General features: G+C 39.5%; 17 protein-coding genes. 10 read left to right on the plus strand and 7 right to left on the minus strand.

Annotated features, from left to right (window positions below; translation table 11 throughout):
- Positions 1–19: 19 nt before the first annotated feature.
- From TPET_RS08965 to TPET_RS09015, 10 genes are all read left to right on the plus strand, one after another.
- A complete protein-coding gene (locus tag TPET_RS08965; protein ID WP_004080581.1) occupies positions 20–259 on the plus strand; it encodes a sulfurtransferase TusA family protein in 240 nt (79 codons plus the stop codon).
- Positions 260–274: 15 nt separating this feature from the next.
- Positions 275–1,273, plus strand: a complete 999-nt coding sequence (gene tsuA / locus TPET_RS08970) for a thiosulfate transporter TsuA (protein WP_011944165.1) — start codon at positions 275–277, stop codon at positions 1,271–1,273.
- A gap of 16 nt (positions 1,274–1,289) precedes the next feature.
- Entirely contained in the window at positions 1,290–1,646 is a 357-nt protein-coding gene (locus TPET_RS08975) for a DsrE/DsrF/TusD sulfur relay family protein (RefSeq protein WP_004080583.1), read from the plus strand.
- A 9-nt stretch (positions 1,647–1,655) separates the two neighbouring features.
- Positions 1,656–2,009: a hypothetical protein gene (locus TPET_RS08980; protein WP_011944166.1), complete on the plus strand. Its 354-nt coding sequence runs from the start codon at positions 1,656–1,658 to the stop codon at positions 2,007–2,009.
- A gap of 11 nt (positions 2,010–2,020) precedes the next feature.
- A complete protein-coding gene (locus TPET_RS08985) occupies positions 2,021–2,284 on the plus strand; it encodes a DsrH/TusB family sulfur relay protein (protein ID WP_011944167.1) in 264 nt (87 codons plus the stop codon).
- A gap of 81 nt (positions 2,285–2,365) precedes the next feature.
- Positions 2,366–2,911 (plus strand): sulfurtransferase TusA family protein, encoded by a 546-nt coding sequence (locus TPET_RS08990; RefSeq protein ID WP_011944168.1) that lies wholly within the window; start codon positions 2,366–2,368, stop codon positions 2,909–2,911.
- A gap of 687 nt (positions 2,912–3,598) precedes the next feature.
- Positions 3,599–4,909: an HD domain-containing phosphohydrolase gene (locus TPET_RS09000; protein ID WP_011944169.1), complete on the plus strand. Its 1,311-nt coding sequence runs from the start codon at positions 3,599–3,601 to the stop codon at positions 4,907–4,909.
- A gap of 24 nt (positions 4,910–4,933) precedes the next feature.
- Positions 4,934–6,751, plus strand: a complete 1,818-nt coding sequence (locus TPET_RS09005; RefSeq protein WP_011944170.1) for a heme NO-binding domain-containing protein — start codon at positions 4,934–4,936, stop codon at positions 6,749–6,751.
- 278 nt (positions 6,752–7,029) lie between these two features.
- A complete protein-coding gene (locus TPET_RS09010; RefSeq protein WP_011944171.1) occupies positions 7,030–8,400 on the plus strand; it encodes an ATP-binding protein in 1,371 nt (456 codons plus the stop codon).
- A gap of 40 nt (positions 8,401–8,440) precedes the next feature.
- Complete coding sequence (locus tag TPET_RS09015) at positions 8,441–10,195, plus strand: winged helix-turn-helix domain-containing protein (protein WP_011944172.1); 1,755 nt, start codon at positions 8,441–8,443, stop codon at positions 10,193–10,195.
- A gap of 52 nt (positions 10,196–10,247) precedes the next feature.
- Here the strand turns inward: TPET_RS09015 and TPET_RS09020 are convergent, their stop codons facing one another.
- The 7 genes from TPET_RS09020 to TPET_RS09055 form a co-directional block, all read right to left on the minus strand.
- Entirely contained in the window at positions 10,248–11,642 is a 1,395-nt protein-coding gene (locus tag TPET_RS09020) for a DEAD/DEAH box helicase (RefSeq protein ID WP_011944173.1), read from the minus strand.
- A 200-nt stretch (positions 11,643–11,842) separates the two neighbouring features.
- The gene (locus TPET_RS09030; protein ID WP_011944175.1) at positions 11,843–12,250 is read right to left on the minus strand and encodes a DUF8076 family protein; all 408 of its coding nucleotides are present in this window, start codon (positions 12,248–12,250) and stop codon (positions 11,843–11,845) included.
- Positions 12,251–12,273: 23 nt separating this feature from the next.
- Complete coding sequence (locus tag TPET_RS09035; RefSeq protein WP_011944176.1) at positions 12,274–15,024, minus strand: DUF1156 domain-containing protein; 2,751 nt, start codon at positions 15,022–15,024, stop codon at positions 12,274–12,276.
- Positions 15,021–16,079 (minus strand): hypothetical protein, encoded by a 1,059-nt coding sequence (locus TPET_RS09040; RefSeq protein WP_148186854.1) that lies wholly within the window; start codon positions 16,077–16,079, stop codon positions 15,021–15,023. The genes TPET_RS09035 and TPET_RS09040 overlap by 4 nt, the downstream gene beginning before the upstream one ends.
- Positions 16,080–16,160: 81 nt before the next feature.
- The gene (locus TPET_RS09635; RefSeq protein ID WP_238374303.1) at positions 16,161–16,343 is read right to left on the minus strand and encodes a hypothetical protein; all 183 of its coding nucleotides are present in this window, start codon (positions 16,341–16,343) and stop codon (positions 16,161–16,163) included.
- A gap of 123 nt (positions 16,344–16,466) precedes the next feature.
- Entirely contained in the window at positions 16,467–17,363 is an 897-nt protein-coding gene (locus tag TPET_RS09050) for a PglZ domain-containing protein (RefSeq protein ID WP_011944179.1), read from the minus strand.
- The gene (locus TPET_RS09055) at positions 17,353–19,797 is read right to left on the minus strand and encodes an AAA family ATPase (protein ID WP_011944180.1); all 2,445 of its coding nucleotides are present in this window, start codon (positions 19,795–19,797) and stop codon (positions 17,353–17,355) included. Before TPET_RS09055 ends, TPET_RS09050 begins: the two co-directional genes overlap by 11 nt.
- Positions 19,798–19,870: the final 73 nt, after the last annotated feature.

Consider the following 19,870-nt stretch of genomic DNA (forward strand, 5'->3'; position numbering starts at 1 on the left):
TCAAGGGGAGGTGTGCGGTATGGCGAAGTACCAGGTCACCAAGACTTTGGATGTGAGAGGAGAGGTGTGTCCAGTGCCCGATGTTGAAACCAAAAGAGCCCTGCAGAACATGAAGCCAGGAGAAATCCTCGAGGTGTGGATCGACTATCCGATGTCGAAAGAAAGAATCCCGGAAACTGTCAAAAAACTCGGCCACGAAGTTCTGGAAATCGAAGAAGTGGGTCCAAGCGAATGGAAGATTTACATCAAAGTGAAATAAGGAGGTGCAGACGACATGGTCTGGACCGGTCTACTGATCGGAGTATTGTTCGGTGTAATCCTTCAGCGCGGTAGGATCTGCTTTAACTCTGCCTTCAGAGATGTTCTGATCTTCAAAGACAACTACTTGATGAGGCTCGCAGCGCTGACGCTTGGTCTCGAATCCATCACACTCTTGATCTTCGCTCAGGCCGGCATCATAACTCTCAACCCCAAACCCCTCAACTGGATTGGAAACATCGTCGGTGGATTCATCTTCGGAATAGGAATGGTGCTCGCTGGTGGATGTGCTTCGGGAGTGACTTACAGAACTGGTGAAGGAATGACAACAGCGTGGTTCGCAGCTCTGGCCTACGCTTTGACGGCTCATGCTACAAGTAAGGGATTGTTCTCGGGATGGATCAAATGGCTGAACAACTACACGGTGACAGTTTCGAACACGAATCCCATTTACGCGCCAAAGACTGGGCCAACTATCGCAACGGTGCTCGGTATCAGTCCATGGATCGCCTCAATTATCTTCCTTGCGCTCATGCTCTGGTATGCCTTCGGAGTGAAGAATAAGTCTCAGAGGCCTTCCAAATTGAACTGGATCGCTGCTTCTGTTCTCATAGCGATACTCGCACCCATAGCCTGGTGGGCAAGTGCGAGCACAGGAAGAAACTACGGTCTTGGTATCACAGGAGGCTGGATAAATCTGGTTTCTGTTTACGCAAACAACGCCCCTCTGAACTGGGGAGGTGCTGAGATTCTCGGAATAATAATAGGAGCTGCCATATCCGCCATTGCAGGAAAAGAGTTCAAACTGAGAATGCCAAAGAATCCCAAAACCTACGCTCAGGTTCTTCTGGGAGGATTCCTCATGGGATTCGGTGCGGTAACAGCCGGAGGATGTAATATAGGTCACTTCCTCACCGGTGTCCCGACACTGGCCATCTCATCGATAGTAGCATCTATCTTCTTCATTCTCGGAAACTGGACAATGGCCTGGTTCCTCTTCGGAAGACAGAAATGACAAGGGGGAAAAAATCATGAAGATAGGAATACAGGTGATGGTTCCACCCTATACGTATGAAGATCTGGATACCGCCATAAAGATCGCTGAAGCCGCAATGGAAAAAGGTCATGAAGTGACACTCTTTCTCTTCGCGGATTCCGTCATATGTACTAACAAGAACATAAAGCCAATCAAAATCGACAGAAACATTCCACAGAAACTTGTAGAACTTATGCAAAAAGGAAACTTCGAGGTTCATATATGTGGAATATGTATGGACTACAGAGGGATAACCACAGACATGATAATAGAGGGTTCGAAACCAAGCGGCCTCCCAGAACTCGCAAACCTGATTGCCACCTGCGACAGATTCATAAATCTGATGGCTTGAGGTGGGATCATGAAGAAAATACTGTTTGTAGCCTATCAATCACCGGTTGGAAGTGTCTGGGTTAACGAAGCATTCAGAACTGCCTTTGGAATGTACGGAGAGGATCTGGAACCAAGTGTTCTCCTAATTGAAGAGGCTTCTGTTGCGTTATCCAAAAATACGAAGCCGGAGATGCTGGGACTACTTCCTCTCTCGATCTGTCACAAATACATCAAAAGATACGGTACCAAAGTTTACGCAGTCAAACAGCATCTTGAGAAGTACAGGGTAAAAGAACTGGACGAGAATTTCGGGGCAGAAGTGATCGACGAAGCGAATCTTCCAGAATTCTTACACAGCTTCGACTACGTTATATTCATGTGAGGTGATAGGAGATGGCACTCGTACTCGTCAAGTACGGAACGGATCATCCCGTGGAAAAGCTCAAAATAAGATCTGCAAAGGCAGAAGATAAAATAGTTCTCATACAAAATGGTGTTTTCTGGGCTCTGGAAGAACTCGAGACACCAGCAAAGGTCTACACAATCAAGGACGACTTCCTTGCGAGAGGATATTCCGAAGAGGATTCAAAGGTTCCACTGATCACTTACAGTGAATTCATAGATCTTCTGGAGAGTGAAGAGAAGTTCATCGGCTGATGGGATTTAGATGTAGTAAAATAAGACTAAGTCAACAGCAGGCCGCGGCTCGTCCGCGGCTTTTGCAGAAGGTGGTAACCCATGGGACGGCGTGGAAGCGTTTTGACACTCTTTAAAACCTTATCGAATCAGACACGACTCGACATTCTGATGCTTTTGAGAGACAGTTGTCTCACCGCTTCAGAAGTGGCGGAGAAACTGAAGATCAATCCCTCAACCGCTTACAGGTATTTGAACCAGATGGTTAAAGCGGGGATCCTCAAAGTCTTAAAGACACCCGAAGGTGACAGGTACGATTTTTCTTCTGTTCAGGTGTTCAGGATGCTCGAAGCAGCAGTGGAATTGCTCCACGAGAACGAAAAAGAAAAGAAAATTTCCAGTATCACCTCAGTAGAAGAGTCGTCTGGATCGACAAAACTTCTCGATATGCGAGGACAAATATGTCCTGTTCCAGAGATCACGACCAGAAAAGAACTGGAAAAACTCCAGCCCGGAGAAACCTTGATCATAGTATGTGATTATCCCCTTTCAGGAGAGAGGATCACAAGTTTTTCTCTGAGAGAAGGCTATGAAGTGGCCACTGAACAGATCGGATCTGTGATGAAAATCTACATAAAGAAACCGTAATCTCCTTAAAAATTGAAAAGGATCGGAAATAGAAGGATAAACTAAGGAAACGAGCACTGAGAATATGAACGCAACGAGCCCAAAATTCAGAAGGGCGAATTCGTACAGTCTCTCTACTCCAAAAGTAGCCGCGTAGAGTGCGTATCCTATCATCCCCGCTTCAAAACCTGTCATGAGCATCGGGAAATATTCAGAATCAAACTTCAAAGGCTTTTTCAGGAACTTTCCCAGGAAAAGCAGCAGAATACAAATTCCAAAGCTTGAAGCAAAGAGTGAAAAGTACTCCAGGTTGAAATTCGCAGTCGAAAAGGCTGTGAACAGAAACGAAGGTAGTCCTATGTTCAGGACAAGTTTTTTCAAAGAGACTATTACTGTCTCTTTCTCCTTGAAAAAATTTAATCTCCTTAAAATATATCCCATCATAACCAAAACGAGGATTGGAAGTACTTTCAGTAAAACAGTGAGATATTTTTCAAACATAAAAAGCCTATTCTTTGTTCTATTTTTGACTGATGTTGATGAATTTGTTAAAATTAGCGTTAGAAGGTGTCGTTAGTGAAATCATCCACGTTTCTGTATATGATTGTACCAGTAATTGTTTTAACAGTTGCAGAAATACTTTTTGTTGTAACCCAGGCGGATCAGAAAAATCTTAGTTTGATATCTCCTGTGTCAGGAGGGTAAAAAATGAATCTAACACTGAGGGTTCCTCTTGAATCCTTCGTTAAGCTTTTTCGAGAAATGGGAGTTCTGGAATACAGATACTTTGTGAAACATTCGATCCAGGTTGCCAACATCACCACAGAGATTGTTGACCGCTTGAAACTACCCTTTGAAAAAGATGAAGTTTACCTTTCGAGTCTTTTGCACGATGTTGGACTGATCCTGAAAGTTTCCATCGGTAACTACGAACTCTTCGTTGAAATGTTTGGAAAAATACCCGATATGGAAAGGATCGTTCTGACGCTTGACAAAAACGATCATCACTCTGTGATTTCGTGGATGGTAGTGTCTCAGATACCGCTCTGTTCTGATTGTTCAAAATCGATCCTTTATCATCACACCCCTTATCAGAAAATAAATGAAAAGGACTCAATCGTGACCCTTTCCAATTGTGTAAAAACGGCGGATGTTATCTCACTCAAACTTCTAAAATACACAGGATCGGATAAAGAGCTGGACGCAGAATCCATTGATGAAATAATATCTTCTATTCAGAAAGATCAAGGGATAATTGATGAGGTGAAAAAAGCAGCTGTATATCTGTTAAAAGATTTCACAAAGCATCATCTGTTTCTGGAAGAAGAACCGCAATTTCACTCGGAAAAAATGTTGAGCCTCGAAGAATACAATCACTACGCGATGATACTTTCCGCATTGTTAGACTTTCGAAGTCCATACACGAGAAGTCATTCTTTTGCTGTTGCGAGGGTTTCGAAGCTGCTGGCAGAGGAAATTTTAGGAGAAGCAGATGCCGCGCTGGCCTTCACCGCTTCTCTTTTACACGATATAGGAAAGATAAAAACACCGCTGAGCATCTTGCACAAGAAAGGCAGGCTTCAAGCCAGCGAAATGATAATAATGAAGAGACACGTGGTGGATACCTACTACATGCTTGAACGCGCTGGTTTGAGGCTTTTCTCTTTGATCAGTGCTGCGCACCACGAAAGGCTCGATGGCAGCGGTTACCCGACTGGCTTGAAAGGTGATCAAATGCCGTTCCTTCAGAAATTGATACAAATATGTGATGTTTTCTCCGCACTGACCGAAAAGAGACCATATCGAGATCCTGTGGAAATTCACGAGGCACTGGATATAATTGAACAGGAAGCCATCAATGGTAAACTGGACGGTTTCATCGTCCAGAAATTGAAGGAGATAGCAAACAACCTGGACCTTCGAGAAGAGATATCCTTCAAGCACGTGTTCGAAGAACTGTTCAAGGATCGTGTCGATGAAGTAATTCAAATGATAAGTTTGATGTCAAAAATGATTTAAACTTTATTTTCGGGAGGGTGGAACATGAAGGGTTTTGTTGTCAACATCTGGCTTCAAACCTGGTCACGTATTTTTGGAGCTGACGTTGTAAAAGAAATGAAGAATAAGTACAATGTTCCCGATACTTTTTACAATCCCCTCGAGGATGTCCCCGATGAACTCCCCGTGAATATGTCCCGGGAACTGGCATCAAGAAAAGGGATCACTTACGAAGAACTCTGGTACAAGACAGGTAAAGAAAACCTGAAAACCTTCTTCGAACATTACCCGGAATACTTCAAAAAGACGAGTTTTCTTTCTTTCATGGCTGCTATGGACATGGTACACAGAGTTCTTACCAGAAGGATCAAAGGAGCGAAACCTCCGAGAATCTTCTTCAAACTCCTTTCATCACGTAAAGCGCTGATAAGGTATGAATCGAAACGAAATTTCAAAAATTATTTCCTTGGACTCATGGAAGCGGCTTCTGAGTTTTTTAATGACCCGATCAAATATAAAGTGGTGGGAGAAGGTAGCATCGACGGTAGAAACTACCTCGAAGTCGAAGTGGAAGCCACAAAAGAGTACGGAAAATTCGAAAAACTAAGGAGTTTGATCGTTCTTGGGGCAGGATTCGTGAAATCTCTGGTTCCGATAAATGTTTTCATGATACCACTGTTCAGTTTCGTTTTTATCTTTATCATCTTCACATTTTTGCCATTCGGAAACCTGATCAGGTCTATTTTAAGTGCCCTTCTCATTTCTCTTGTAATGGTGATTGACACGAAAGACCTCAAAAAGGGATTGAATGTTCTGAAAGAAGCTTTAAAACTCGTTTCTCGAAAGAACTTTGACAATCCAGTTACAGTAAGTGGGCTAAAAGAGTTCTCTGATCTTTCCGCTGAACTGAACAGTGCCGTAGAAAAGATCAAAGAAATCATAGTGGGTATACTGGGAGACGTTCAAGAAATAGACGCCTACTCGTCGAGAGTAGTAGATGCAGTAAATTCCATGAAGGAACAGCTTGAAACCATGAGTTCTCTTTCGAGTGAAATAGCCACCACAGCTGTACAGATAAGTAACGATACGGAAAGGATATCGAGTGCAGTTACAGCAAACGTGGAAACCATCACATCGATCATTTCCGAACAAACACAAATCATAAAATCTCTCAATGAGGCCGTGTCACTCATTGTTCAATCAGCAAATAACGTTGAGCAATCAGCGGACGGTATAGTGAAGATGAGTCAGAGGTTCTCCAAACTTGTTGAAGAGGCCAAAAATCTCCAGGAACAGGCTGGTATGATCATGCAAGTTGCCGCAACCGTATCTAATATAGCTGAACAAACGAATCTTCTTGCACTCAATGCCGCCATAGAAGCTGCAAGGAGTGGAGAAGCCGGAAGAGGTTTTGCGGTGGTTGCCGATGAAATCAGAAAGCTTGCCGAAGAGAGTCGCAGCTCCTCTTCAAAGATAGCAGAGTATCTATCGACCATAAACACAGGTATCGACAAACTCGTTCAAACCATACAAGCTGAATTTGAAGAGATGAAGGAACAATCGAATCAGCTCCTCGAGAGTTCGGAGAGGAACAAAGAATCCAGCGAAGTTATATCTTCCATATCGCAAAAACTCAGCGATCTCATAGATGTCCTGAATCAACAGGTTGACAACCTCAACGGTATAACAAACAGCATCCAGAATCTGCTTGCAATTTCTGAAGAGAGCTCAGCAACAGCAGAAGAAATAAGTTCCTCGATACAGAATTTCTTCTCCCAGTTGAAAGTTGTTCTTGATAGCGTGAACGAAACTATAAATCTGCTTTCGGTGATAAAGGAAAACTTCAAAGACATGGTGCTGTGAATCTGCAGAAAAACACACAATGCGGGGAGCCTTTGGCTCCTCTTTTTTTAATCACAACAGGACGTTTTTCCTTCATTTCTTCGTCCGATTTTTGAAAGGCTTTCAGAATACTAGCTGCTTTTTCACCCCAGAACCCAAGTGGTGGATACTTTTCAAATCGTAGTGTCGTAAAATTGACATTTTACGACACAAGAAAATTGAACTCTTATGATTATACTCATGAGTATAATACTCAATGGTATAATACTTCTAAGTATATAAATCCAGGAGGTAAGACCATGAAATTCTACAACAGAAGAAAAGAACTTGACTTTTTTCAGAAGGTAAAAGGCATGGACAGAAAGTATTTTGTTGTGGTATTCGGAAGAAGACGTATCGGAAAAACCACATTGATAAGAAAAGCCTTTGAAGATACAAAGGCCTTTTACTACTTTGTGGAGGTTAAGAAAGAAGAGACACTCTTGAAAGATCTGAGTTTTTCTTTCTCAAAGGCTGTGTACAGTAACTGGTACGATTTGTTTTCTGAACTCTTCAACAGATACGAGTACATCGTGTTCGATGAGTTCCAGAATTTTCATAAGGTGAATCCGGATATTCTATACGCTCTTCAGCACGCATGGGACGATAACAAAAACAAAACAAAGATGATTGTACTCGGCTCTTATGTGGGCTTGATGAAGAACATTTTCACGGATGAGAAGATGCCGTTGTTTGGCCGAGCAGACAGCATCATCAACATCAAAGAATTTCCTCTTGGTGAAACAGTTTCTATGTTAAAAGACTTTGGATACGATGTTCACGAGGCATTCCAGATATACGCAATGGTGGGAGGTGTTCCAAAGTATCTGTGGCTGTTCAAAGACAAAAGAGACATCAAGCAACTGATCTACGATGTCTTCATCGACGAATTTGCTCCTCTTAGAGAGGAGGCAAGGAACCTTCTGATATCGGAATTCGGCTCAGAACACAAGACGTACTTTTCTATACTGGAGGCAATAGCGGGAGGTATGAAATCACTGTCTGAGATTTCCGATTCTTCCGGCATAGAAACGACGAAACTTTCCAAGTACTTGACCGAACTTTCAGAGATCTACGAGATACTGTCGAAAGAGCGCCCTTTGCTCTCCGAAAAGAAGAGAAACTACAAATACAGGATCAAAGATCATTACTACAACTTCTTCTTCAGAAACATTTACAGGAATTACTCCATCATGGAATACGCTCCAGAAAAAGCCCTTGAAATCGTCTGGAATAACTTCAACCAGTACATGGGTTTCCAGTTTGAGGAGATATGCAGACAGTTCCTTCTGGAAAATCCCGGCTTTTTTGGTTTTATACCGAAAGATGTTGGAAAGCACTGGGGGAGGGTTCCTCACAGAAAAAACGAGTCGTACGATATAGACCTTGTTGCGTACGATGATGAGAACGTGTTGTTTGGAGAATGCAAGTGGTCTAACAAAAAAGTGGGAGAAGAAGAATATCGAAAACTCCTTCTGAGGAGCGAATATGTGAACACTAGAAAAAGAAGAAAGATCTACGCTCTTTTTTCCAGAAGTGGCTTTGAAGAAAATCTTCTAAAGTTGAAAAGCAAAAATCTCTTTCTCATCACACCGGAAGATATGATGAGGGTGTATGAAGTAGTAAAATAAAGATGAAAAAATGAAAAAAATAGGTTAATGAGGCGATATCATGACCTTCAAAGAAGCTGCCTATTTCATTCTGAAAAGAGAAAAAAGACCCATGACTGCAAGGGAAATAGTGGAAATAGCCCTGAAAGAAAAGTTGATAAAAACTTCCTCCAAGTCACCTGACAGGGACCTGGCAATACAGATCTACGATGATATCAGACTGAACGGAGAGAACTCACCATTTGTGAAGGTGGGAAGGGGGCTTTTTGGATTGAGAGAGTTTTATGAACAGAAAAGAGAAGAAACCGTTGGAGAGGTGCAACACCTCATAAGAAGGCTCGAGGAGACACAGTACAGAAGCAACTCTCCCTCAGAGTTCGAAGAGGTCTTAAAAGAAGCCTTTTCTTTTCTTGGATTTGAGACAGAACTCAAGGGGGAACCAGGAAACACGGACGTTGTTCTCAAAGCGAAAATAGGGCGCGATGAGTCATACACAGTGAACGTGGATGGGAAAACCAGCAGGTCTGGGAAGATCTCAGACGTTCAGATAGACTGGCTTTCACTTGAAGATCACAGGGAGAAAACAAAAGCAAATTTCATTGTGGTTGTTGGTCCCGACTTTTCAAAAGGAAACGTGGAAAAAAGAGCCCAAAAAAGTGGCGTTGTTCTTTTGAAGGTGAAAGATCTGATAGAACTTTTGAAAGAACATGCCAGATACCCATTCAATCTGCTTGAGTTAAAAAGACTCTTTGAAACACCCGGTAACGCTGATTATGTTGTAGAAGAAATCATAAGATCTCATCGAGACAGGACAAATTTTCTGGAAAACCTGAAACTCATAGTGGAGGAGATGGAAAATCTACAGAGTTTGCTCGGGTACTTCTCCGTTGATTCACTGGTTGCAAGAACGGAACTGGGACCCCAGATGATAAAAAGCGTCATAGACCTTCTGAACTCACCCCTGATAAAAGCTGTTGAAGAGGTTTCGGAGGGGAAGTATGTTCTGGTTATTCCCAAGAGGGAACTTTCAAAACTCTTTGGAAGACTTGCTTCAGCCTGTGAACAAGAAAAAGAACAAAAAGAACAAGATGATGTGAAGAATAAACTTGTGAAGAATGAACTTACGAAGGATGAACTTATAAAGTATTTATCTCGAACTGAACGTGTTCCAACCGTTCTCAGGGAAATACTCCTTCCCCTGTGCTTGAAACATGGTGTTGTTTCAAGGGAAATGATAAAAGAAGAACTTGTTGTAAGAAAAATGGCACAGAATTTGGGACAGGCTGGATTGGTTTTGTCGACGGTTTCGAAAGCAATAGGAGAAAATGAACTATTGGAATCAATCATATCGTATGACAAACTCAAGCCTTGGAAGAAAGATAACTTCAGGTTAAAAGAAGAGTACAAAGAAATGGTCCACGCTGTTATCGAAGAACTTAAAGGAAAAGAGCAACCAAAAACCGATTTGAAGAACAGACTCGTGGAATATTTATCTCGAACTGAGCGTGTCCCAACCGTTCTCAGAGAAATACTCTTTCCTTTGTGCTTGAAGTACGACGTTGTTTCGAGAGAAATGGTAAAAAAAGAACTCGTTTTAAGAAAAATGGCGAAGGATTTAGGACAGGCCGGACTGGTCTTATCAACAGTTTCAGCAGTGATAGGAAGAGACGAACTGTTGGGAGCGATCATAATGTACGACAAGCCCAAGCCCTGGAAGAAAGATAACTTCAGATTGAAAGAAGAGTACAAAGGATTGGTGCAGGAGGTTATCGAAGAGCTTAAAGAGATAAAAGGAAATCTACAGCATGGAACCTGAGAGAGAAAAAGGCGACCGTATAGGGGTTTAGATTATTTGCAGCTCGTAAGCCTCATGAAGTGTACCTTATGTATATCGATTCCACTTTTATTGCTTCTTTCTCAAAATCCAGGAGATCACTTTCCGTGAAAACATCCTTTTCAACCTTGTCTACGAACATCACATATATTTTCGAAAATTCTTTCGATGTGGATCTTCTCAATATTCTACCCATTCTCTGTATCCATTGCCTTACGCTACTTGTACCAGCCACAATGATCCCTGTTTCTGCGGCCGGAACATCAAATCCTTCATCCAGAGCCTTGCATGCCACAAGAACATTTATCCTTCCATCTTTGAATTCAGATATACTTACCAGTCTTTCTTTTACAGGCATTTTCGAATGATATATCCCAGCGGCAAATCCTATCTTCTTCAGGTATTTGAAAATGTATTCGGCAATTTCAATTCTCTCGTGAAATATTAATACTCTTTCTTTGTCAAGTTTTTCCTCACTAAACAACCATTTAAGAGCGTACAATTTGGATTTTGAGGTGTGGATCACAGATTTCCTTTGATTCAAAAGAGCAATGTATCTTGTTATAAGTTCATCTCCGTTTTTTTCGTGGATCATATTCAACCGCTTGATAAAATTGACATGAGAAGTTTCCTTTAACTCTGGATACTTGTATATCAAAGCCTTTGTGAGTTTGTTTATTTTTTCTGTTAAATCCTCATAAATAACTTCTTCTGATGGAGTAAGGGGAACTTTCAGTTTCACAATTTTATAGGGGGGTATTATTCCATCTTTCAAAGCATCGCTGTAAGTGTATGTGTAAATCACATTACCAAGATTTGGCACGAGTTTTTCTTCAAAGCCGTAGTCTCCATACCTTTCCGGAGTGGCAGAAAGTCCCAGTGTGTATGAAAAGGGTATTTCGAATATTCTGGAATTCTCTTTGCTTCCATACCTGTGGCATTCATCGGCAATCAGAAATAAGTCTTCGTGTTTGAAAAATCTTTCGTAATGTTCTTTCAGATACCTTCTTGCCGAGTTAATGACATATATCAGTATGTTTCTATCTTCAACATTCTCTTTTTCTTTTCCATAAAAAACACCTATGTTTTCTCTTGGTATGTGAAGTTTATCCATTATCTCGATGAGCCATTGATCGAGAAGAACGGTGGTAGGAACAACTATTATTACTTTTAAACCACCCTCACTGTATGCTTCGGAATTAAATAGATCCGATATCAAAGAAAGAGCGAAGATCGTTTTCCCTGCACCAGTAACAACTTTAACAATGCCTTTCCCACCATTTTTCCACCATGCTTTTTTTGCTTCTTTTTGCCATCTGTAGAGTTCAACGGAAAGCTTCCAGGGAGCATCAACGAAGTCATCAGAGAAGAATTCATCTACGACTCTTTTACATACTTCGCAATCAAACCTATCGCAGGTTTTTTTCAAAATTCTTTATTGATGATATTTTTTTGAGAGTTTTTTCTAAATCCGGAATGATTTCTTCAGGAATGTTTCCTTTCTTCGTTAACTCCCATCCAGCTTTTTCCAGTATACAGGCTATTCTGTCTAATCCAAACGTTCGGGCTCTCCTTGCCAGGTGATGAAAATGCCAGCCTTCCCACCCATATAGTTTCATTTTGAACATCTCACGATTGTAAGTTCAGTGGAGCAATAAAATGTTTAGAATCCACCTGCTTCACTCTACCAAATATGGGATATAATAAAAATGATGCATCTTTATAGTTTATTATTGGCCTCTCAAAACTCTCTACAATTTCAATTTTCCCTTCAACAACGATCTGGATTATGTAATTCCCTCTCACAAGAAAGTTTGCAGCGTCTTGAAGGAGGTTTCTTATTTCTCTCGAAACTTTTTCAGGTTCCTCCGAGTAATAAAGCAAGCTCTCTATACCAAAGACAGCAAGGTTAAGTGGAAGTTCTTCTTCTCTGTAAACCTGTCTTAAAAACTCAACTATGCTCATTCTGTCTTTAAAAATCTGATCTGAATATTCTTTCTTTTCTATGATATTAAATCCTATATCCATGTTTGCCATTACTCACACCCCCAACTGCGTTTCTACCCAAGCCATCTGCTTTTGATAAATGTTATTAAGTCTTTGTAGGTTCTATCGTTTTCAATTTCATGGAGATATTCGAGGGTTCTGATGACTGCCTGTGAAGACCACAATGTTTTCTCATCCTTGATTAGAGAACTCTCAAACTTTAAGATTGTCCCCTCTTTCCAGAGGTGATAGAGGTAATGAACTCTATCAATAGCAGAAAGATCTCTTTTTGATTCTATGATCTTTGCTCTCTCTTTTGGTGTCAAAATTAAAAGCTGGCTTCCTTCTTTTTCTACGAGTCCTGATTCCAGAACTTCTTTCATTGGAATGTTTCTCATCTTTAGGGCTTTGTTTAGGGAATCATAGGATATGCTCGTTTTTCCAGCCATGTAGAATAGATAGACGGCTGTTAAGGTGTCAGTCTCTGATGCAATCTGATTAAAACGGGTGTGCATGAGTTGAGAATCGACTATTTCTCTTATTGAAGATAGAGCTTCGTCAATGGAGACTCTCTTATCGTTCTTATAAACCTCCGGATAATATTTGGAGTAGAGTTCAAGGCACTTTCCTATGGTTATGACAAATATGTCCTCCTGTGACAAGTTGCGTTTCCTTGTTTCAAGCCTTTTTATCTCATCCTGAACTTTGAAGTAAATTTCATCTTCTATCTGCGACCAGTATCTTTTTTCTGGTTTTTCTTTTCTTTTTCTGCAAACAACAACCATGTCATAGCGAACATTTGCTTTTTGGAAAATGTGTGGACTGACATCTGATTCCGATTGAACAGGATAAATGGCTGAAATGTAAAAGCCCGCATTCAGAACGGATTGCAAAACTGCTCCCCAAGCCTTCTCTTCCTGATGGTGGAATGTGAAAACCATCAAGCCGTCGTCTTTGAGTTTTCTGTTTGCCTCCTTGAAAACAGCAGTTAAGCCTTCAATAAAATCCTTTTCATCTTTGCCCTGAACTTTGTTTACTATAATCTCCGTTGCGTTTGGCACATGCTCACTTCTGAAGTATTCGTATTTGTCTTTCAATGCCAAGCGAAGCCATGCATAGTAAAATTCGGAAAGCTCGGAATACATAACATTGCCGTAATAAGGTGGGTCTGTTATCACTGCATCGACGGATTTATCTGGAATATCAAGATAAGAGGAATCCCCACATGTTATCATCGCATTTGCATCACTATCGTTAAAAATATTACCGAGTTTCCCAATTATCTGCATTTTCATGGGTTTTTCTAATGTTTTGCCGTTTTGGATGTATTTTTCGAAGGGTTTTATGTTGAATTGTTTTCCTTCAATTATTTTATCGATTTCATTAATAAAGACTCCTCTTCCGGATCGGGTTCCCCATACATTGTTTTCTACAGGATTTAAAGGAGGATGAAATGCATGTCTTCCAAACATGTCTCTTAGATGATTCTTGGTTCTTGCATATTCACAAAGCATATTATGGTAGTTTAGTGCTTCCGAAAACGTAATTACCAAAAACTCTTTTACATTCTCATCTACATCCAACTCTAAAATTGACTTCAAAAGTCTCCCAAGGCTCAAAAGCTGTCTTTCATTGAACATGTCTTTCCAGTATTTGTAGCCATGGTTTTCAATAAGTCTCGGATAAGTCTCTTGACCTTTTGGAATTTCAGTATCCGGTATGTACTTCCCAAGCCACTCCTTCTCTACACTCTTAAACTCTTCCTTTGCTCTCTCAAAAAGGACAAAATCAAACTCATCTGCCTGCTTGTAATCTTTTCTTCCACAGTGCGGGCAGTAATACTCAACTGCATAAAGTCTTTCTTCTGGCTTTCCTGTCTTCTTAATCGCTTCAACGATCACGCTTTTTTGCCCACAATTTGGGTTTGTACAAATATAATATTTCCCTTCTACATTTCCATCCTTATCAGGATTAAACTTCTTTCCACACCTTGGACACTCTGTATCTTTTTCATAATTATTGACAACAAAAATATTTTCACACTCTGGACAAATCACATGATAACCCTTCCCGTCTCTTGTTTTCGCAAGCATGTAGCCTCTGAAAAGCGGGATCTTTGTTCCACAGGCAAGGCAGGGAACTTCCTTTATCCAGAAGTAATACATTGTGTCAGCAAATATGTTTTTCTTAAAGCCAATCTTTGACCCATCTTCAAACCAGTACTGCCCATATACTTCCTTTGGATCATTCGCAACCTTTAACTTCTCAACCACTTCTTTTAAAACATCTTCAGGTTCTCTACTGTTGATCTTTGCGTATTCTTCCAAACAATGTGGGCATATCGTCTTATAGTATTTTTTTATTTCATCAGCAACCTGACTTTCTAATTTCTTAAATGTTTCCTCTAACTTTTCAATATCCACCGGTTCTACTATCTTTTTTACTAGAAACCATGCAACTGGATTCAAATCCTGGGCAACAACTTTACAGCCTGTTCTTAAAGCTTCAACAACAGTAGTTCCACCACCCATCATGGGATCAAGCACAACCTTTCCACCAAAATCAACATCTTTCAGATACAAAAGCCACGGATTCTCAAGTTCTTCTTTCGTTATTTTTCGCCATTTGCCCGTTCTCTCGTCCAAGACTTTGGTATTTTCATCTACAAGTGTGTAAAGAACAATGGTTCTAAATACACTTCCAAGCCTCCTTGCCCACCATTTGTGAATGAAAAGAACTGGTCTGAACTTTTCTTTTGCGTGAGCTTCCTTTTCTGCAATCTCGTTCACATGTTCTATAGGAAAATCTTTTTCAATAGGTCTCATTTCATTCCCTCCAAATCAAACAAAGTCATGCCATTCAAATCATCATTTATAACTATTTCCTTGGTCATAATATCTTCAAATTGCCATTCTCCATTTGCAATGCAGGCTTCGGAGATTGCGAAGGACTTATAATGACCGCTATGAACGAAATTTTTTCCTCTCTTTCTTTTGTCTATCATCTCCTTTACTGGATAGGCAATTATGCTTTTCTTATCTATATCTGGAGAAAACTTTTGCCATTTTATTCCTTTAAGGCAGGATTGAATGACACTTCCCAAGAGCATATCTGCAAGTTGAAGCATATTTGCATAAACATAATTTTCAGTGTCCTTAGAGTATTTCCTATGATCTGATGCTAAATGGAGAATCTCTGCATCTAACGGTATCTCCACATATTTTTTTAAATTTCCAGAAAGACTTTGCTCGATTAACCTCCAAACAATTCTATCTTCACTCAACTTTCTATGATACGGTTTTCCGTCGGTTATTATTTTCAAAATTTTAACCTTATTGTCCTCGTCGTATAAATAGTGCACAGCCCCTTTAAGAAGCATACGAAGTATGGTTTCATTAAATCGCACTATTTTTTCTTTTCTACATTCGCCACCATAGAGTGCTAAAATATCAGAAGTTGGAGTTGGGAAGAAAATAACAGCAATTTTACAACGAAGTGGCTTTTCAAAGATATTTGAACCTTTTGAACGTAAAGCGTCAACACCAAATATGACTAATTGTTTTCCTGCTTCGTCAATTTTTGTCCATTTATTTCCAGATATTTCACTAAAGTGGAACTTGTGGAATGCTGAGAATTTTCTCCGAAGTTCCTCTATTTTTGAAAATAACATTTTCAATGGGTTTAATTCAACTTCTTCTTCTCCGAAAAGTGAACTTGAATAAAAAAGACGAAGCTTTTCAGGAACAAATAATAAAATATGTCCACTCAATTTCTTTTCACCGGCCCTATTTGTCTCGTCGTGAAATACCAAAACATCACTTTCTGTTCTCATCTTCATTTCAATCCCCCCAAGTTTTTCAACACCAACCAGAAATTCCAAGAACTCCACCGCATTTGAAAAATGAAATGCTCTCCAACTCTTTTGCTCTTCTCCAGTATCTGACGATTTTTTCCCTCTCGTTCATACAACTACACCTTCTTTTTCGACGTTGATGATGAACGGAAAGACTTCTCTGTATCTATCCCATTCCTTCCTCGAATAAATGCTTACATCCAGAACAACATCGTATTTGAGGTTGAGTTCATAAGCAATGTCGCAAATAGATTCCCTCACTTTAATATCAACGTCTCTGTCCAGTATCACAAGGATATCAATATCCGATTCCCCTTCTGTCTCTTGCACAAGAACCGAATAGTATAACCTCCATCTTGCCAAATTTTTCAGAAAACTTTTCCTTGAATTCTGCTACTATCTGGAGTATTTCCATCATTTCACCACTTCCAAAACAGGTACAAAGCACTCCATCAAACTCAGGCCGCCGTGAATATAAATACTGTATCTTCCAGGAACAGGCCACGAATAACGAGACTTTGCCAAATAATATCCATTAAACTCCTTGACGTATCCCACCTTTATCAAATCTTCAACGTCGTTACCATCTATTTTCACGTATCTTTTACTACCAAAAATTTGCTGGAATTTTCTCTTTGCTTTGTCTGGGACAGGAAAAACAAAACCTGCTTCCGTCCTTATATATCCATGATCGGATGTGATTACTATCCTCTCGGCTTTGATTTTTGATAAAATTTCGAGGACTATCTTCTCCACAACTTTATACATTTCTTCAAGCGATGAAATTACGGTGTGACCCGCTTGGATCTTATCTAACATTACATCCGGGAACTGTGACCAGATGTATTTTTCACGGCCTGTAAGCTTTATGTTCTCAGGATTATTTATCTGATTGAAATCGTTCATGGATTTCCTTATCTTTTCTCTGAAAAATTCAGTATCTGATGGCACGGCAGAAAAGTTAAACCCATGCTTTACATTGTACCCTTCTTTCTCTAGACGTTTAGACAACAATGCACTTTCCCTTATACTCATTCCATCCATAATTACAACGACTGAATCTGGATATAACTGGAAAACATCCTTTTCTTTCAGGCATGCTTTTGCAAGCAAATCATAAAATTCCCAGTATGATTTCAAAATAAACTCTTCAAAACTTCTTTCTTTTTCTTCACCTCTGCTATAATAATTTCCAATCTCATGTTCTTCCTCAGCCACATTTGACCATAGCTCTAAAAGTTTTTTGCCAACTGTTATGACTGGATTGGTATCTTTTATAAGATCCATTACAAAATCAGTTTTAACTTTCATCTTTTCCCCTCCAAAGTATTATTTTTGCCTTAATTTCACAATCTTCCTGAAAGGGAAGTTGTTTGACGAATTTCATAATTTCTTGTTTGGAAAGCTTCTGCTTAAACCTGTATTCCACAAGGATCTCCTCAAATTCATCTTTCTCGCTTGTTCTAGCTTCGATCTGGCTGAGGATAACCCTGGGAGAATTTCCAGTAAGTGATAGTTCATCCTTCTCTTTTCTTTCGACAATAACCACATCAGTTTTATCATCATTTTCATTCTTGTCATCTCCCGTGATTTCTTCAACATTTTCCTCTTCATAAGTTTCGGATTCTTCCGCAACTTGGGGTATATACTTTGGATGAATAACAACAAAGGATGGTTCTATACTCCTTGGAGATTCATCGATATACCACTTTCCTCTTTCTCCTTGGATTATCACCCTTTTATCTCTATGCAGATCTCTTATAGCTGTGTAAATTGTCTCGTCATCCAGAATAAAGGGATACCTTCTATATTTTTTGAAATCATCTATCAATTCTTCTATTCTTATACCGTATGGCTTGTTCTGTGTTAATTCAACGATAAAATCACAGATAACTCCCGGATCACCTTTAGCTTTTTCCCTTATAGCATTTATTTCAGCACTTACATTTATTAGCCTGCAATCTAACTCCCCTTCGTGTTCAACCCATTTAACAATATAACCATAATAAGTTCTTATTTTGTCTGCAATGCCCTTTTCTTCGTCCTGAATGATTTTCTTTAATTTTAATTTTTCTCCCTCATCTTTCACCTGGTTCATTAAATTCTCGGCAGCTTTCAATCTTTTGGCCTTCTCCAAAATTTCAAATGAGAATATTGTATTTACCACAGGTAGTACAAGAATGTAAGTATTCTGCCATGTTTTCCCTTTATAAAACTCACTCAGTTTAGCTTTTAATGTATCATTCACACCCCAAGATTCTGGTGATACAACGATCTTTAATTTGTTGTGATCGGGTATTTCATCAAAACCAAATATAAAAACCCTATTTTCGAAAACATCCTTTTTCACTATTTCAACTATTCTCTCTTTGACATCCTCTTCTGAAAGCTTGCTCTTTTCCTTCTCAAGCAATGCATAAATGTTGAGATCGTGTTTGAATAAGTAAACATCATTTTCCCTGTGAAGATAGTAGGGTTTTCCGTAGATATTTTCAAGATTCACAAGAATGGAATTTAAAGTATGCCCTTCAGTTGGACTAAATATCGATAGCAGGATATCTGATTTTGTTGCCCCATGGGTTTTCTCATTCAATGTAAAAATCAATACCGTTTTCAATATCTCTTTAGCAAACTCGATATCTTTTACTCTTTCCTTGTCAAACTCATATTTTTCCATTAATTTCAGATCTATGCCTCTAAAAGCGTTTTCATCAATATCACTGAGTAGGATTAAGTCTTTCCTTTCGTAATTATCTTTTACAGCATCGGCGAGAACGTTTAACATGCCTCTTACGTTCTGCCTTTCTGACGCGGCTTCATATATCTGGAAGAGAGTATCCAAGAGTAAAGGATGGAATGGATATGTTCTGATCATCCTCCGTTTGTAATTTTGAATATCTTCAAGTTTTATTGGAGAGGAAGAATATGCATTAATATATTTCTCAACCACACTTTCTATTTTATCCCTATCTGAATTTTCTATATTTTCGAAAAGTCGATGCAGTACTACTTTCTCTCTATCTTCAATTGGGCTTACATCTATTCTTATTGGTTTTGTTCTGTTAAAAATTTTCTTTAATCCCTCCTTTTCTTCCAGGAACGTTATAAAAACAAATAACCTCTTTGTTGGATCTGCCGCTACTTCCAACAGATGCTCTAAAAACGTCTCATTCTGTTCAATAAGATGTGCCTGCTTTTCTGGATCAAAAGCACCATACCAGTTTTCTATTTCATCAATGAATATTGCGACGGTATCATCACCGATTGCTTTCTCAATTTGATCGGTTGTTGGAAATCTTTTGACTTCGTTGAGTATGTCTTCCTTTCCTAAAAGTTTAAAAATAGGTTCCCATAAGTGGTCAACATCGTATCTTCTCGTGGAAACTATGACTGAGCGGGATTTCTCAGGTAATTCAAAATCCAACTTCCATTCTTTTCCCCAATTTCTTGCTAGCGATGGGTTGTTGAATAAGTGGTAAAGAGTTATCAAAGTATGAGATTTTCCCGAACCATAAGGACCTACAAGTAAAAAACCTCCTTGAAAGGATTTTCCTGTTACCTTCTCCTTTATCATCTCAAGAATAGTTTTTATTGCTGAAGATGGATAAGTGATTTCCAGGAATTCTTTAGGATTGTTTTCAAGACGTTCTTCTTTTGTATCTACCTTGTGGGTCTGTATTACTCCTTGAAAAGTTCCCTCTAAAACATCTTTCCTCGGCTTTAAGATGTCTTTTATCCTGTACATCTCTTTTCACCCCCTATTTTTTCATAACAAATTGATTTTTTCAGAATATCCCTTTTTTCTACAATGTTGATTT

Origin of the sequence: Thermotoga petrophila RKU-1 (assembly GCF_000016785.1) — a bacterium.
In the GTDB taxonomy this organism is placed as follows: domain Bacteria; phylum Thermotogota; class Thermotogae; order Thermotogales; family Thermotogaceae; genus Thermotoga; species Thermotoga petrophila.

Coding starts and splice junctions, on each gene's coding strand:
- TPET_RS08965 (WP_004080581.1), top strand. CDS start 20: ATGGCGAAGTACCAGGTCACCAAGACTTTGGATGTGAGAGGAGAGGTG.
- tsuA (WP_011944165.1), top strand. CDS start 275: ATGGTCTGGACCGGTCTACTGATCGGAGTATTGTTCGGTGTAATCCTT.
- TPET_RS08975 (WP_004080583.1), top strand. CDS start 1,290: ATGAAGATAGGAATACAGGTGATGGTTCCACCCTATACGTATGAAGAT.
- TPET_RS08980 (WP_011944166.1), top strand. CDS start 1,656: ATGAAGAAAATACTGTTTGTAGCCTATCAATCACCGGTTGGAAGTGTC.
- TPET_RS08985 (WP_011944167.1), top strand. CDS start 2,021: ATGGCACTCGTACTCGTCAAGTACGGAACGGATCATCCCGTGGAAAAG.
- TPET_RS08990 (WP_011944168.1), top strand. CDS start 2,366: ATGGGACGGCGTGGAAGCGTTTTGACACTCTTTAAAACCTTATCGAAT.
- TPET_RS09000 (WP_011944169.1), top strand. CDS start 3,599: ATGAATCTAACACTGAGGGTTCCTCTTGAATCCTTCGTTAAGCTTTTT.
- TPET_RS09005 (WP_011944170.1), top strand. CDS start 4,934: ATGAAGGGTTTTGTTGTCAACATCTGGCTTCAAACCTGGTCACGTATT.
- TPET_RS09010 (WP_011944171.1), top strand. CDS start 7,030: ATGAAATTCTACAACAGAAGAAAAGAACTTGACTTTTTTCAGAAGGTA.
- TPET_RS09015 (WP_011944172.1), top strand. CDS start 8,441: ATGACCTTCAAAGAAGCTGCCTATTTCATTCTGAAAAGAGAAAAAAGA.
- TPET_RS09030 (WP_011944175.1), bottom strand. CDS start 12,250: ATGGCAAACATGGATATAGGATTTAATATCATAGAAAAGAAAGAATAT.
- TPET_RS09035 (WP_011944176.1), bottom strand. CDS start 15,024: ATGAGACCTATTGAAAAAGATTTTCCTATAGAACATGTGAACGAGATT.
- TPET_RS09050 (WP_011944179.1), bottom strand. CDS start 17,363: ATGAAAGTTAAAACTGATTTTGTAATGGATCTTATAAAAGATACCAAT.
- TPET_RS09055 (WP_011944180.1), bottom strand. CDS start 19,797: ATGTACAGGATAAAAGACATCTTAAAGCCGAGGAAAGATGTTTTAGAG.